Annotated in this window: 14 protein-coding genes; 7 read left to right on the plus strand and 7 right to left on the minus strand. The window is 48.6% G+C overall.

Annotated elements, in window-relative coordinates:
• Nucleotides 1–239 precede the first annotated feature (239 nt).
• Both mobB and mobA read right to left on the minus strand, forming a co-directional pair.
• A complete protein-coding gene (mobB, locus tag KP22_RS14400; RefSeq protein ID WP_039324950.1) occupies nt 240–761 on the minus strand; it encodes a molybdopterin-guanine dinucleotide biosynthesis protein MobB in 522 nt (173 codons plus the stop codon).
• On the minus strand, nt 751–1,329 hold the full coding sequence (mobA, locus tag KP22_RS14405) for a molybdenum cofactor guanylyltransferase MobA (RefSeq protein WP_039324953.1): 579 nt from the start codon (nt 1,327–1,329) through the stop codon (nt 751–753). Before mobA ends, mobB begins: the two co-directional genes overlap by 11 nt.
• Nucleotides 1,330–1,542: 213 nt before the next feature.
• Here mobA and KP22_RS14410 point away from each other — a divergent pair, with 213 nt between their 5' ends.
• From KP22_RS14410 to spfP, 5 genes are all read left to right on the plus strand, one after another.
• A complete protein-coding gene (locus KP22_RS14410; RefSeq protein WP_005968263.1) occupies nt 1,543–1,812 on the plus strand; it encodes a YihD family protein in 270 nt (89 codons plus the stop codon).
• Between the two features lie 78 nt (nt 1,813–1,890).
• The gene (locus KP22_RS14415; protein WP_039324955.1) at nt 1,891–2,877 is read left to right on the plus strand and encodes a serine/threonine protein kinase; all 987 of its coding nucleotides are present in this window, start codon (nt 1,891–1,893) and stop codon (nt 2,875–2,877) included.
• A 24-nt stretch (nt 2,878–2,901) separates the two neighbouring features.
• The gene (gene dsbA, locus KP22_RS14420; RefSeq protein ID WP_039324957.1) at nt 2,902–3,525 is read left to right on the plus strand and encodes a thiol:disulfide interchange protein DsbA; all 624 of its coding nucleotides are present in this window, start codon (nt 2,902–2,904) and stop codon (nt 3,523–3,525) included.
• A 378-nt stretch (nt 3,526–3,903) separates the two neighbouring features.
• Entirely contained in the window at nt 3,904–6,693 is a 2,790-nt protein-coding gene (gene polA, locus KP22_RS14425) for a DNA polymerase I (RefSeq protein WP_039324959.1), read from the plus strand.
• 162 nt (nt 6,694–6,855) lie between these two features.
• Nucleotides 6,856–6,903: a small protein SpfP gene (gene spfP / locus KP22_RS23120; RefSeq protein ID WP_071892919.1), complete on the plus strand. Its 48-nt coding sequence runs from the start codon at nt 6,856–6,858 to the stop codon at nt 6,901–6,903.
• Between the two features lie 205 nt (nt 6,904–7,108).
• On the opposite strand, the gene yihA is transcribed toward spfP, so the two are convergent.
• Nucleotides 7,109–7,747 (minus strand): ribosome biogenesis GTP-binding protein YihA/YsxC, encoded by a 639-nt coding sequence (gene yihA, locus KP22_RS14430; protein WP_156103759.1) that lies wholly within the window; start codon nt 7,745–7,747, stop codon nt 7,109–7,111.
• Between the two features lie 200 nt (nt 7,748–7,947).
• On the opposite strand from yihA, the gene yihI reads away from it, so the two are divergent.
• A complete protein-coding gene (gene yihI, locus KP22_RS14435) occupies nt 7,948–8,502 on the plus strand; it encodes a Der GTPase-activating protein YihI (RefSeq protein ID WP_039324962.1) in 555 nt (184 codons plus the stop codon).
• Between the two features lie 400 nt (nt 8,503–8,902).
• On the plus strand, nt 8,903–10,276 hold the full coding sequence (gene hemN, locus KP22_RS14440; protein WP_039324963.1) for an oxygen-independent coproporphyrinogen III oxidase: 1,374 nt from the start codon (nt 8,903–8,905) through the stop codon (nt 10,274–10,276).
• Between the two features lie 58 nt (nt 10,277–10,334).
• Here hemN and KP22_RS22455 read toward each other — a convergent pair whose 3' ends face one another.
• The 4 genes from KP22_RS22455 to glnA all read right to left on the minus strand — a co-directional run bounded on the left by KP22_RS22455 (nt 10,335) and on the right by glnA (nt 14,923).
• Nucleotides 10,335–10,457: a YshB family small membrane protein gene (locus KP22_RS22455; RefSeq protein WP_156107281.1), complete on the minus strand. Its 123-nt coding sequence runs from the start codon at nt 10,455–10,457 to the stop codon at nt 10,335–10,337.
• Between the two features lie 143 nt (nt 10,458–10,600).
• A complete protein-coding gene (gene glnG, locus KP22_RS14445) occupies nt 10,601–12,013 on the minus strand; it encodes a nitrogen regulation protein NR(I) (protein WP_039306812.1) in 1,413 nt (470 codons plus the stop codon).
• An 8-nt stretch (nt 12,014–12,021) separates the two neighbouring features.
• Entirely contained in the window at nt 12,022–13,071 is a 1,050-nt protein-coding gene (gene glnL / locus KP22_RS14450) for a nitrogen regulation protein NR(II) (protein ID WP_039306814.1), read from the minus strand.
• Nucleotides 13,072–13,513: 442 nt separating this feature from the next.
• On the minus strand, nt 13,514–14,923 hold the full coding sequence (glnA, locus tag KP22_RS14455) for a glutamate--ammonia ligase (protein ID WP_014913638.1): 1,410 nt from the start codon (nt 14,921–14,923) through the stop codon (nt 13,514–13,516).
• Nucleotides 14,924–15,256 lie beyond the last annotated feature (333 nt).

The following is a 15,256-nucleotide window of genomic DNA, read 5'->3' on the forward strand; positions in this document are numbered from 1 at the left end:
GACAGGACGCCTGCGATAAACAGCCAGATATCAAACGAGTGGAAAGCCCCTGTCGAAGACCGGGGCTTTTTGCTATGTGACATTTTGGAGGGAGGACTGGGAGAGCGTATCCACGTATCTCTGTCGCGGTTTGTTAATAGTATGATGTGACGTGATGCAAGGACGGTCCCTGGGGGCGGAAGTTGTTTTCTACCCGACATTACTCCAATGAGTTGATATGAACTGTAACCAAACGCGTACTATAAACGGCCATTTTGAATCCATCGGTGAATAAAGTTAGCCACCTGCACTGGTTGATTGATATCAAGCAGTGGAAATATGGTGTCTATCTCCGAGTCTGTTGCAATTGCGATGACATATTCATCGATCAAATCACTTAATTCTCTGCCCAAAGATTGACGAAATAAGGCTATTTTAGCGATTTTTTCGTGTTTAAAGCCCTCAACCAGCACAAGATCGAGAGCTGATGTATCCATTTTCCCTGCCAGATCGTAAAGGCTAGGTTCTTCCTGTTCAGATGTTTCTGTCATCAACGCCCACCTTTGGCTACTAGCAACAATAGTTTGCGCAGCTCCTGCTTTACGCAACTCGTAGCTATCTTTACCTGGTGTATCAATATCCATCTGATGATGCGTATGTTTAATTAATCCGATTCGGATACCCTGATTAGCCAGCAGAGGGATGATGTGCTTAAGTAATGTTGTTTTACCTGTACCGCTGTAGGCAGCAATAGCGAGCAAAGGTAAATGATTAGAATTCACGGTGATTATCCTCCCAGTTTGATAGATCCTCAGGCGAATTCAAATTGTGAAAGGCTTCAGGCTGATCATTGAATGAAACGGGTTTTGCTCCGACCTGTTCCATAAATAGCATTACCTTACGGTTTCCGAGATGCAAGTAAGCTTCCAGCCGTTCAATAAGGTTTTTATTGATTAAGAGTAATGTAGGATGTGGACGTTCTCCGTCTGTGGCATAAGCAGCATTTGCTTCCCCCCGTGCTTGCCACAAACGGTGTACCAGGTCGAGGGGGAGTGCTGGGACATCGCAAGGTACGAATACGACCCACTCGGATGTGGATGCATGTAATCCACTCAGAATACCTGCCAGCGGGCCTAGAAAGTTTGCATCAGAGTCACTGATAATTCGGTATCCGCTTTGCTCATATACATCCTGATTGCGGTTAGCACTGATGATGACTTCGTCGACCTGTGTTTTAAGCCGAGATAACACATGCAGATATAGCGATACCCCGTTCAGTGCTATCAGACCTTTATCATGTCCGCCCATGCGTGTTGCACGTCCGCCCGCAAGAATAACGCCTGTAATCATTTCACTTCCCAATTATCTATTCCCACTTTTCTCTGTACCGAAAGCTTGTGAGGGAGAAACCATACGTTATTCTCTAGAAACTTTCATAGAAGACCAAGTTCTTTCCTCATGTGCGTAAGGCTGTTATTTTTATCGCTATATGCTCAACATTGCTCAAGCTGTTTTCTACTTCTTGAAATTTATTGAGTACAAATCGTTTTTAAGGAGAAAAAAATGAAATGTCATCGCGTTAATGAACTGATTGAACTCTTGCATCCAGCCTGGCAAAAAGAGCCCGATTTAAACCTAGTGCAATTTTTACAAAACCTTGCACAGGAGGCGGGGTTCGAGGGGCAGTTAAATGAACTGACAGATGATATCCTTATTTACCATCTAAAAATGCGTGATGCCGATAAAGAGCAAGTCATTCCCGGTCTGAAGAAAGACTACGAGGAAGATTTCAAAACAGCTTTGCTTCGTGCCCGTGGGGTTATTAAAGACTAGTGCAAAGGAATAACACGTTCATTATGTCAGCTATCGCGCGTATTTATCTTATTCCATCTCTGACCATCTGTGGCCGCGATGAGTAGTTCGGTATTTAATTTCCAGACGCTATTCCCAGATCTGATCGTGGATGCCTTGCTGGATGTCGGGCTGCGCGTTGATTCCGGTCTGACGGCATTGAACAGCTATGAAAATCGGGTATATCAGTTTGCGGATGAAGATCGTAAACGATTTGTGGTGAAATTTTATCGCCCGGAACGATGGAGTACGGCGCAGATTCAGGAAGAGCACTTTTTTGCCCAGCAATTGGTAGAAGATGAAGTTCCTATCGTCGCCCCCGTGTCGCTTAATGGACAGACGTTGAATGTCTATGAAGGGTTTCATTTTGCCGTATTCCCCAGTGTGGGCGGCCGGCAGTATGAAATGGATAATGAAGATCAGTTAGAGTGGGTCGGTCGTTTTCTCGGTCGGATTCACCAGACGGGTCAAAAATCGTTATTCACCGAGCGCCCGACGATTGGGGTAAATGAATATCTGCATGAACCTTATCGGTTGCTGGAGACGTGTCCGCTAATACCGAAAATACATCGACATGATTTTTTACAGGCAACCCGTCAACTGATTGATAAAGTTGAAACTTATTGGAATAACGACTGGAACCCACTGCGTCTACATGGGGATTGCCACCCAGGCAATATTTTGTGGCGTGATGGCCCATTATTTGTTGATTTGGATGATGCTCGCAATGGCCCGGCAATACAGGATTTATGGATGCTGTTGCATGGCGATCGTCGTGAACAGCGTATTCAATTGGATATTTTATTAGAAGCCTATAGCGAATTTGCGGATTTTCAGGAGAAAGAACTCGCGCTGATTGAGCCTCTTCGTGCGATGCGACAGGTTTATTATCTGGCTTGGGTTGCGCGTCGTTGGGAAGACCCTGCTTTTCCGAAAAATTTCCCCTGGATGACGGATGCTGATTTCTGGTTGAAGCAAACGGCAATATTTATTGGGCAAACTCAGCTGTTGCAGGAACCCCCTCTACAGCTAATGCCAATGTACTGAAATTAAATGGAGAGAGTTAACTTTATGAAAAAATTATGGCTTGCGCTGATTGGCGTTGTTCTGGCATTTAGTGCTTCTGCCGCAGAATTTTCTGACGGCAAGCAATATGTAGAATTAGATAAACCTGCAACTCAAGAGCCCCAGGTTCTCGAGTTTTTCTCATTCTATTGCCCGCACTGTTATCAGTTTGAACAGGTTTATCACGTTCCAGATGCAGTAAAAAAAGCGCTGCCAGAAGGAACGAAGATGACACGTTATCACGTGGACTTCTTGGGCCCATTGGGTAAAAACCTGACACAAGCTTGGGCTGTCGCCATGGCGCTGGGCGTAGAAGATAAAATTACCCCGCTGATGTTTGATGCTGTTCAGAAAACACAGACTGTACAAAAGCCAGAAGATATTCGTGAGGTCTTTGTTAAAGCAGGCGTGACTGCGGAAGAATTTGATAATGCTCTGAATAGTTTTGTTGTGAAATCTCTGGTTGCTCAGCAGGAAAAAGCGGCTGCAGATTTACAATTACGCGGCGTTCCAGCCATGTTCGTTAACGGTAAATATATGATCAAGAATGATGGTCTTGATACCAGTTCAATGGATGGATATGTAAAACAGTACGCTGACGTGGTGAAATTCCTCATTACCAAAAAGTAATCACTTAATAAGCCATGCGGGTAAAACCGCATGGTTTTATAGCTCCTCGCTGCTCAACTTCTTATTTTTTATATCTCACCATATTACAATATCTATTTATCTTTTTGTTTATATCCACAAAAGGGATGACGGTTTACTGTGTTTCTAAAATAAATAATTTATATTATAACTTAATGAAATATATGAATATAAAAACACACAGTAAGAGATTAATAAGAATTGGTAATTAAACTGGAAAAACTATTCACAAAGTTATCCACAGGAAGATCTTGCGAGGATCCATGCAAAATTAGCCAATATCTTACGTTAAGGATCGTCTCTTTCCCTGACCTATGGCATGCTTAGCGCTATGACAGACCACAACGATCACGGCAGGCTATGGCTCAGATTGCAGAAAACCCTTTAATACTGGTAGACGGTTCATCCTATTTGTATCGTGCTTATCACGCTTTCCCACCGTTAACAAACAGCGCGGGAGAAGCAACCGGTGCAATGTATGGCGTACTGAATATGCTACGCAGTTTGTTGCTGCAATATCAGCCCAGCCACGTTGCCGTCGTTTTTGATGCGAAAGGGAAAACGTTTCGCGACGAGTTGTTCGAAAACTATAAGGCTCACCGCCCACCGATGCCGGAGGATCTACGTGAGCAGATAGAGCCTCTGCATAGTATGGTGAAAGCGATGGGGCTACCTCTTCTGGCGGTTTCCGGTGTAGAAGCCGACGATGTGATTGGCACGCTCGCAGTGCAGGCGGAAAAAGCGGGCAAGTCGGTGCTGATTAGTACTGGCGATAAAGATATGGCGCAGTTGGTGACACCGAGCGTGACGCTCATTAATACCATGAACAACACGATTCTTGGCCCACAGGAAGTGTGTGATAAGTATGGTATTCCACCTGAGCTGATTATCGATTTCCTCGCGTTGATGGGGGATGCATCGGATAACATTCCCGGTGTACCTGGCGTTGGGGAGAAAACCGCGCAGGCACTATTGCAAGGGCTTGGTGGGCTGGATTTGCTCTATGCCAACCTTGATAAAATTGCTGAGCTTTCCTTCCGTGGCGCTAAAACCATGGCACCGAAGCTGGAACAGCATAAAGAAGTGGCTTACCTCTCTTATCAGCTTGCCACCATTAAAACGGATGTTGAGCTGGAGCTCAGCTGCGATCAGCTTACCGTCAACGAGCTGGATGTGGATGAACTGCATCGTCTCTTTTCCCGTTATGAATTTAAACGCTGGTTATCTGATATTGAATCAGGCACTTGGATGCAGGGTAAAAAGAGCAGCCAGCCTGTTCAGGCTGTGAATAATGCGGTGATTGAGCAGGCCGTTGAAGAAAATAACGCGCCTACGCTTTCTGCCGACGGTTATGTCACGATTCTTGATGAAAAAACGCTTCTGGATTGGATTGAGCGTATAAAAAAGGCTGAGATTTTCGCTTTCGATACGGAAACTGACGGGCTGGATACGCTTACCGCCAATCTGATTGGTCTGTCATTCGCGATTAAGCCTGGTGAGGCGGCCTATCTGCCATTGGCACATGACTATCTGGATGCGCCTGAGCAGTTGGATCGTGCCCAAGTATTGGCATTGTTCAAACCGCTGCTGGAAGATGAGAAGCTGCTTAAGATTGGTCAGAATCTCAAATTTGATAAAGGCGTGATGCAGCGGTATGACATCGATTTACGCGGCATTGCGTTTGATACCATGCTGGAATCTTACGTGCTTGACAGTGTGGCGGGTCGTCACGATATGGACAGCCTGGCCGAGCGCTATCTGAAACACAAAACCATTACCTTTGAAGAGATCGCAGGTAAGGGAAAAAATCAGCTGACGTTTAATCAGATCGCACTGGAACAGGCTGGCCCTTATGCGGCCGAGGATGCGGACGTTACGCTGCACCTGCACCAGACGCTGTGGGGGAAACTCCAGCCACATGCCGATTTGTGTCAGGTCTTCCAGACCATCGATATGCCGCTGGTTCCGGTTTTATCCCGCATCGAGCGTACAGGTGTGCTGATCGATCCTGCAATTCTGGCAGAACACTCAAAAGAGCTAACGACGCGTCTGGCTGAGTTGGAAACACAAGCGCATGAGTTGGCTGGCGAAGAATTCAACCTCTCATCGACCAAGCAGCTACAGGGCATCCTATATGAAAAGCAAAAGCTGCCGATTCTGAAGAAAACGCCAAAGGGTGCGCCGTCAACGAATGAGGAAGTGCTGGCTGAACTGGCACTGGATTATCCTCTGCCGAAGCTAATCCTGGAATATCGTGGGTTGGCCAAGCTGAAATCTACTTACACCGATAAGCTACCGCTGATGATCAATCCGGCGACGAAGCGCGTGCATACGTCTTATCATCAGGCTGTTACTGCGACTGGTCGTTTGTCTTCCAGCGATCCTAACCTGCAAAATATCCCGGTGCGTAACGATGAAGGACGTCGTATTCGTCAGGCATTCATTGCGTCTAAGGGATACAGCATTGTTGCAGCTGACTACTCGCAAATTGAACTGCGTATCATGGCGCACTTATCGGGTGATAAAGGGTTGTTGAATGCGTTCGCGAACGGGTTGGATATCCACCGGGCAACGGCGTCAGAGGTGTTTGGTATTGAGTTGGATAAGGTGACATCAGAACAGCGTCGTAGTGCGAAAGCGATCAACTTCGGTCTGATCTACGGCATGAGCGCGTTTGGCTTGTCACGCCAGTTGAATATTCCTCGTAGCGAGTCGCAGAAATACATGAACCTGTATTTTGAGCGTTATCCCGGTGTGCAGGATTACATGGAGCGGACGCGCCAACAGGCCGCAGAGCATGGCTATGTGTCCACGCTTGACGGTCGCCGTCTCTATCTGCCTGATATCCACTCTCGTAATGCGATGGCGCGTAAAGGCGCAGAACGTGCGGCGATTAACGCCCCAATGCAGGGCACCGCTGCTGATATTATTAAGAAAGCGATGATCGCGATTGACGATTGGCTACAGAAAGATACGCCGAAGGTGAAGATGATCATGCAGGTTCACGATGAATTGGTTTTCGAGATTCATGATTCGGTTATTGAAGAATCTATTAGTAAAATCAAAGCATTAATGGAAGGTTGTATGCAATTGAATGTTCCGTTACAGGTAGACATCGGTACGGGCATGAACTGGGATCAAGCGCATTAATGGCCGATTTCTGTGCTATTTCTGTAATTAAATAACAGTATTGTGTGACCTGGTTTAACTTTGTGTAATCGATAACCATTTTCTATGAAAGTAAACAACAAAAAAGCCTTTGTTCCCGCGAAAAAATAGGGTAGAGTTAAAGACGTAGGGTACAGAGGTAAGATGTTCTATCTTTCAGACCTTTTACTTCACGTAATCGGATTTGGCTGAATATTAGCCGCCCCGCTCAGTTTTGAGCGGGGCGTTTTTTATGGGCTTTATCCTGGTTTTTTTACCCGCAAAATGTCGGCAACGGCGTGGCAGACAGTAACGTGTTAGCGCGATTTCGGCTGTGAAAAGGGCGTATCTGGTGGGTGATCATCGCGGGAAAGTGGGGCGTGATGCGAGTTATGACTCTCTGCACCACGCGAAAGGATTATTCAGCGTCTTGTTCTTCTTCTACGTGTTGCAATGTGCTGAACCAGTTATCCAATTTTTGCTGTAGTTTATCGACGCCGATTTTTTTCAGCGACGAAAATGCCTCGACCTGAATATCACCCATAAATGGGACGACAGCTTCGCGAACTAAATTCAACTGTGTTTTACGTGCGCCTGAAGCCAGCTTATCGGCTTTGGTCAGCAGTACCAAGACCGGAAGTTCGACATCGACTGCCCACTGAATCATTTGCTGATCGAGATCTTTCAGCGGATGACGAATATCCATCAGCACAACCAGACCCTTCAGGCTGTTACGCTTTTGCAGGTACTCACCGAGCGCACGTTGCCATTTGATCTTCATTTGCTCCGGTACTTCGGCATAGCCATAGCCGGGAAGGTCGACTAAACGCACGCCGTCTGCCACCTGGAACAGGTTGATCAGCTGGGTACGGCCCGGCGTTTTACTGGTTCGTGCCAGGTTCTTCTGGTTAGTGAGCGTGTTCAGCGCGCTGGATTTACCGGCGTTAGAGCGCCCAGCAAAGGCCACTTCAATTCCGCTATCTGTTGCCAGATGGCGAATATCCGGGGCGCTGATGATAAAACGCGTCATGTGGTAGTTATATTGCTGGGTCACGATGGTTATCTCTATCTGGATCTCTGTCTGGTTGGGGATTATACCTGTAACTGACAATAAAGGCGGCTTTATCTGCCTCGAAATGCGACGGGTGAGTGTGAAAAGAAAAGCTCACCTGTCTGATGTGGGCGCTTTTTTATTACCCTGCTTTCTGCTAGATTCCGCCGCACTTCCCTTATATCTGTGTACCTGAGAACAACATTATGAACCGACCTGTCAAAGGGGCTGCCGATAAGGCAGGAAAGCCCAAAGTAAAAAGAAAAACCCGCGAAGAGCTAGAGCGTGAAGCGCGAGAGCGGAAAAGAGATAAAAAACATCGTGGCCATGCAGCGGGTAGCCGAGCTCAGGAAAAAGCGTCTACCGATCAGAATGCTGGCCAACGTAAAGTCGCCGATCCACGTATCGGCAGTAAAAAGCCTGTACAGCTTGGCGTGTTGGATAGCGCTATCGTTAAACCAAAACCTAAGTCGAAGCCTTCTGAGCCTGTGGAGAACGTTGTTGCTGCCAAGCCGACGATGTCACCGGAAGACGAGCTGGAAATGTTAGAAAACGATACGCGTCTGGATGCATTGTTGGATCGTCTGGATAGCGGTGAAACGCTAAGCGCCAAAGATCAGTCATGGGTTGATGAAACGCTGGATCGTATCGACATCCTGATGGAAGAGCTTGGAATCGAGCTGGGTGATGATGACGAAGAAGAGCAGCAGGAAGATATGTTGCAGCTTTTGAAACGTAATAGCCCGAAAGACACGTTCTAATCAATGAAATGGCTGTTTCTGTTTCTGATATTGCTGGTTGCGTTTTATCTGCTCTGTCTGTTCAGTAAACTATGGCTATTGTCGAAGCGTAAGCACCGATTGCATCGCGCCCTGTTTAACGGGCGCGTGAATCAAGTTCGACGCCAACGCCCCAGACAAAAACGCCGGGAGCGTTTTTGAACGTCACAACGTGACGGCCCTTTAGGGCGAGTCTCAAGGATGAGACGAGTAACAAAACGCCGGGAGCGTTTTTGAACGTCACAACGTGACGGCCCTTAGGGCGAGTCTCATGGATGAGACGAGTAACAAAACGCCGGGAGCGTTTTTGAATGCCATTTTTGGTGATCTGAAGGAGGGGAAGGATAACCCACCGAGTAAAAACTGGAAGGAGTGAGCGAATATGTCGATACCGTCCGTTGACTGGGATCTGGCCCTGATTCAAAAATATAACTATTCTGGGCCACGTTATACATCATATCCCACAGCGTTAGAGTTCAGTGAAGCTTACGATGAGCCTGCATTTCAGCATGCCATCGCCCGTTATCCGCAGCGACCGCTGTCGCTGTATATCCATATCCCTTTTTGCCATCGGCTGTGCTATTTCTGCGGCTGTAATAAGCTGGTTACGCGCCAGCAGCATAAAGCTGATGAATACCTTGACGTGCTAGAGCAGGAAATTCGCCAGCGTGCGCCGCTATTCGCTGGGCGAACGGTGACGCAATTACATTGGGGCGGCGGTACGCCAACCTACCTGAATAAAGTACAAATTAGCCGGCTAATGTCTCTGTTGCGCGAGCTGTTCTCTTTTTCCGAGCAGGCTGAGCTGTCGCTTGAAGTCGATCCGCGGGAAATTGAACTGGATGTCCTCGATCATCTGCGTGTTGAAGGGTTTAACCGCCTGAGCATGGGGGTGCAGGATTTTAATAAAGACGTTCAGAAGCTGGTCAATCGTGAGCAGGATGAAGACTTTATTTTTGCCCTCATTGAGCGGGCGAAGGCACTTGGTTTCACCTCAACCAATATTGATTTGATTTACGGCCTGCCGAAACAAACGCCAGAAAGCTTCGCTTTTACGCTACAGCGCGTTGCTGAATTAAATCCGCATCGGCTTAGCGTCTTTAACTATGCGCATTTGCCCAGCCTGTTCGCCGCGCAGCGCAAGATTAAAGAAGCGGATTTACCGAGCGCGGAGCAAAAGCTGGATATTCTGCAACAGACGATCGGGTCGCTGACGCAATCGGGCTACCAGTTTATTGGTATGGATCACTTTGCCCGCCCGGATGATGAGCTTGCGGTAGCGCAGCGGGAAGGGAAGCTGCATCGCAATTTTCAGGGTTATACGACGCAGGGCGATAGCGATCTTCTCGGTATGGGCGTTTCGGCGATTAGTATGATCGGTGATAGCTATGCCCAGAACCAGAAAGAGCTGAAACAGTATTATGCGCAGGTCAAAGACAAAGGAAATGGCTTGTGGCGTGGGTTACAGCTGACGCGTGATGATTGTCTCCGTCGCGATGTGATTAAGACGCTGATTTGTAATTTCCAACTCAGCTATGCGCCCATTGAAGCGGAATATGCTATCGATTTTAAAACCTACTTTGAGCAGGATTTAGCGTTATTGGCACCGCTGGTGGCTGATGGGCTAGTCGATAGTCAGGAAGACGCGCTGGTGGTAACGCCGAAAGGACGTTTGCTGATCCGCAATATCTGTATGTGTTTTGATGTTTATTTACGTAGCAAGCTCAGAACGCAGCAATTTTCCCGCGTGATTTAACCAAAAAAACAGCCAGTCGATGTTAGTACCGACTGGCTGTTCTCTAATTTTTCGATGATCAACTAAAGAAGTTAATCATTGCAGCACACAAAACGGCGGCAATAGCAGCCTGCGGCGAATGGCTTGCCGCAGAGCCAATTTCAGCGCCATGTGTTGCAACGGAAATTAATGAGTCCAGCATGGTGTTCCTCCCGAATCAGCGACACGATCATACTGCTGACTCGAGGCAAGTAAAGGACAAATTAATGACAATTTCGTGCGCCAGATTGTATTTTTTATCATCAATTTATTTATTCACAATTGAGCAATAAAAAAGCAATCTCGCTACTCCATTCCCAGCTCTTTTAGTTTACGCGTCAGAGTATTTCTACCCCATCCTAGTAGTCTTGCGGCTTCCTGTTTATGTCCCTGCGTGTGCCGAAGTGCCGTCGTCAGCAACGTCCTTTCCATTTCCGGCTGTGCCTCTGCCAACAGGTTTTGATGACCGGAACGCAGCGCGCGATCGGCCCATTGTGCCAATAGCGTGGCCCAACTGTCTGGCAAAATATGCACGGTAGAATCGGGCGCAGTGGTCTCGAACAGCTCAGGCGGCAGATCCTGAATCAGCACTTCCTGACCGGCAGCCATGACCGTCAACCAGCGGCAGGTGTTCTCCAATTGACGAACGTTGCCAGGCCACGGTAAACGGGTTAGCGCTGTTTCCGCTTCCGGGTGCAAATTCTTCGGCTCGACGCCCAGCTCTTTGGCCGTGGCCTGCAAGAAATAACGCGCCAGGCGAGGAATATCTTCCCTACGTTCACGCAGCGGCGGCAGGTGAACACGAATGACGTTCAGTCGGTGAAACAGGTCATCACGGAATTTTCCTTCCTGCACGCGCTGCTCAAGGTTTTGGTGTGTTGCCGCGATGATGCGAACATCCACCTTCACCGCCGCATAGCCACCAACGCGATAAAATTGCCCGTCTGCCAATACACGCAACAGGCGTGTTTGCACGTCGAGCGGCATATCGCCGATTTCATCCAGAAACAGTGTACCGCCATCGGCCTGTTCAAAGCGGCCCTGACGAATTTGGTTCGCGCCCGTAAATGCGCCTTTCTCATGACCAAACAATTCCGATTCGATCAGATCCTTGGGAATGGCCGCCATATTCAGGGCGATAAAAGGGGCTTTGGTACGCGGGCTGTGGCGATGTAGGGCATGTGCCACCAGTTCTTTACCCGTCCCCGATTCGCCGTTAATCAGCACACTGATCGATGAGCGAGACAGACGACCAATGATGCGAAAGACATCCTGCATGGCAGGTGCTTCGCCGATAATGTCCGTTGTCGGACCGTTGAGCGGCTGGTTGCGTACTGGCTGCTGCTGCTCCAGATAATGGCTGATTGCACGCTCAACCAGCGCGACGGCTTCATCAATATCAAACGGTTTCGGCAAATAGTCGAACGCGCCCTGTTGATAAGCACTGACCGCAGCATCCAGATCGGAATGCGCCGTCATAATGATGACCGGGAGCATTGGGTGGCGCTGTTTGATTTGCTGTAAGAGCGCTAACCCATCCATCCCAGGCATGCGGATGTCGGACAGCAAAACATCAGGCGTTTGTGTCGTTAGCGCATGCAGCACCTGATTTCCGTTCTCAAACGTTGCGCAGGTTAAACCCGCACCAGCAAGCGCGCGCTCAAGCACCCAACGGATGGAGCTATCGTCATCGACAATCCAGACTATCCCTCGTTGCATTGTGAACCTCACTGGCGAATGGGCAGGTAAACCGAGAATTCGGTGTGTCCTGGCCAACTGTTAAATTCAATTTTACCGGAGTGCTGATCAATAAGACTGCGGGCGATGGAAAGCCCTAAACCGGTTCCCCCTTCGCGTCCGCTCACCATCGGGTAAAATAGTGTGTCCTGAAGTTGAGCAGGTACGCCGGGGCCATCATCTTCCACGTCAATACGTGCAGCAAGACGATAGCGCACACCGTGTAAAGTAAACTGAAAAGCCGTTCGGGTACGTATTGTAATCGTCCCGCCTTCCTCACCCAACGCCTGTAGTGCATTGCGGGTAATATTTAGCAGTACCTGTTCAATCTGGTCGGGGTCGTGCGTCAGCTCTGGCAGGCTGGGGTCATAGTCTTTCACCAGCGTCACATTATCTGGTTTTTCCAGCGAGACGAGTTGGCAAACGCGTTCAGCGACCTGATGGATGCTCTGGGTGACGTGCAGGCCGGGCTGCTGTGGCCCGAGCAGACGATCAACCAGATTACGCAGGCGATCTGCCTGTTCGATGATGACCTTGGTATATTCCGTCAATGCTGGATCGGGCAAGGCTTTGGCGAGCAGTTGTGCAGCACCGCGCAGTCCGCCAAGCGGATTCTTTATCTCATGTGCCAGACCTCGGACCAAATCACGTGCGGCCTGCTGTTGTGCATGTTGAAGCTGTTCTTGACTGAGACGGCGCTGATTATCCATCGGCGCCATTTCCAGTAAAATAAAATCGTTTTGTACCCGCTGAGCGGTGAGCGACATGATGTGCGCTTTGCCATCCACGACGAGAGTGACTTCGTTATCGGTAAAACCTTGCCCTGAATCCAGGCTTTCACGCAGCAAATCGATATTCAGAGAAAAATATCCCAGTAAATCTGGCAGCGGTGTGCCGGATAATTTACGCGAACTTTGTGCCAGTAATTGCTGTGCTGCCGGGTTGGAATAGTGAATTGCCAGATCGTTATCCAGCAATAAGATGCTGTTTATCAGGGAATTTAGGATCTGCCCAGCATCGGGCAGCGTGCCTGTTGCCATAATGCAGACTCCCGCACCAGCATGGTGCATTGTAGTGTGGATGATGGATGTTACGTCGCAACGGCCAATGCCGATGGTGAAAAAAGCCCATCCGAAGATGGGCTGAAGCGTTTCCACGGCAACAAAAACAAACTTCTTGGTATTCTGTTGTTTATCGGTGATGGTCGGGTATCAGCACACCCAACCACGCCGAGATATACCCGTCATACTTCAAGCTGCTTGTGCGTTGGCAATACTCGGCACATTCTGCGCCTCGCCCTGAAGGGTCGCCGCAAGCGCTGTTCAAATCGTTATAAGACCGATTTGTCGTGCGGTTGCCGCGTTACAAGACCCATAAATGAGTCTTGCCCTAAAGGGCCAACGCTTTGGCGTTGTTCAAAACGCTAGCGTTTTGTCACGCAACTCGAATTATTTAGGGTATAAATATTAGATGCTTTCGTTATTAAACGCTGTAGTACAGTTCAAACTCAACTGGGTGCGGCGTCATACGAACGCGGTCAATCTCCGATTTACGCAGTTCGATATACGCTTCGATAGCGTCGTCAGTGAACACGCCACCACGGGTCAGGAACTCGCGGTCTTCGTTCAGTGCAGCCAAGGCCTCGTCCAGAGAACCTGCAACTTTTGGAATCTCTGCTTCTTCTTCTGGCGGCAGGTCGTACAGGTTTTTATCCATCGCATCGCCAGGGTGGATTTTGTTGATGATGCCGTCGAGGCCAGCCATCAGCAGTGCAGCGAAACACAAGTACGGGTTAGCGGCTGGATCCGGGAAGCGTGCTTCAATACGGCGTGCTTTCGGGCTAGCGACAACCGGGATACGGATTGAAGCAGAACGGTTACGGGCAGAGTAAGCCAGCATAACAGGGGCTTCGTAACCTGGGACCAGGCGCTTGTATGAGTTGGTGGTTGGGTTCGCCAGGGCGTTAATGGCTTTAGCGTGCTTGATAACACCGCCGATGTAGAACAGCGCCATTTCAGACAGGCCGCCGTATTTGTCGCCAGCGAACAGGTTAGTGCCGTCTTTAGACAGAGACATGTGGCAGTGCATACCAGAACCGTTATCACCGAACATGGGTTTTGGCATGAAGGTCGCGGTTTTACCGTAGGCGTGAGCCACGTTGTGCACGACATATTTGTAGATCTGAATTTCGTCAGCTTTTTTGGTCATGGTGTTGAAGCGGGTAGCTACTTCGTTCTGACCAGCAGTAGCCACTTCGTGGTGGTGAGCTTCAACAACCAGACCCATTTGCTCCATGGTCAGACACATAGCAGAACGGATGTCCTGTGATGAATCGACTGGTGGAACTGGGAAGTAGCCGCCTTTCAGACCTGGACGGTGACCTTTGTTACCGCCTTCGTAGGCTTTACCGGAGTTCCAGTAGGCTTCGACATCGTCGATAGCAACGTGAGAACCGGAAGTGCTGCTGCCGAAACGAATGTCATCAAACAGGAAGAACTCTGGCTCAGGCCCGAACAGTACGGTATCGGCGATGCCAGAAGAACGCAGGAAATCTTCCGCACGTTTCGCGATAGAGCGCGGGTCACGGTCGTAGCCCTGCATGGTGCCAGGCTCAAGGATGTCACAACGAATGATCAGCGTGGAATCTTCGAAGAACGGATCAATCATCGCGGTGCTGGCATCTGGCATCAGAACCATGTCTGACTCGTTAATACCTTTCCAGCCGCCAATCGAGGAACCATCAAACATTTTACCTTCTTCGAAGAAGTCGGCATTGACTTGATGAGCCGGAATGGTGACGTGCTGTTCTTTACCTTTAGTATCAGTGAAGCGTAAATCAACAAACTTCACTTCGTGCTCATTCAGCATCGTCAAAACATGTTCTGCGGACATACTTGGTTCTCCCGATTGGTCATTTATCGTCGTGGAACGAATATCGTTGTGGATTGATGTTGTTGCCGTGAGTAGACTAAAGCTAAAAGTGTGCCAACTTTTTAAATGCGTGCAATGTGTTGCCCTTTGGGGCTTTCTCACGTAAACCCACTGCACCATTATAGTCTAAAGCACCAAAATGGTGCTTATTATGTGAATTATTGCACTTGTTTGGTGCGTTCATGTTCGCTTGTAGCGCTTTTGCACCGTGAAAGGGATCACAAAGCAGGCAGTTCTAGGTTGTTTATCATAGATGCTTGTGATCTTGTTTAGTCCCTCGATTAATACGTGTAC

Source organism: Pectobacterium betavasculorum (assembly GCF_000749845.1).
Lineage (GTDB): Bacteria > Pseudomonadota > Gammaproteobacteria > Enterobacterales > Enterobacteriaceae > Pectobacterium > Pectobacterium betavasculorum.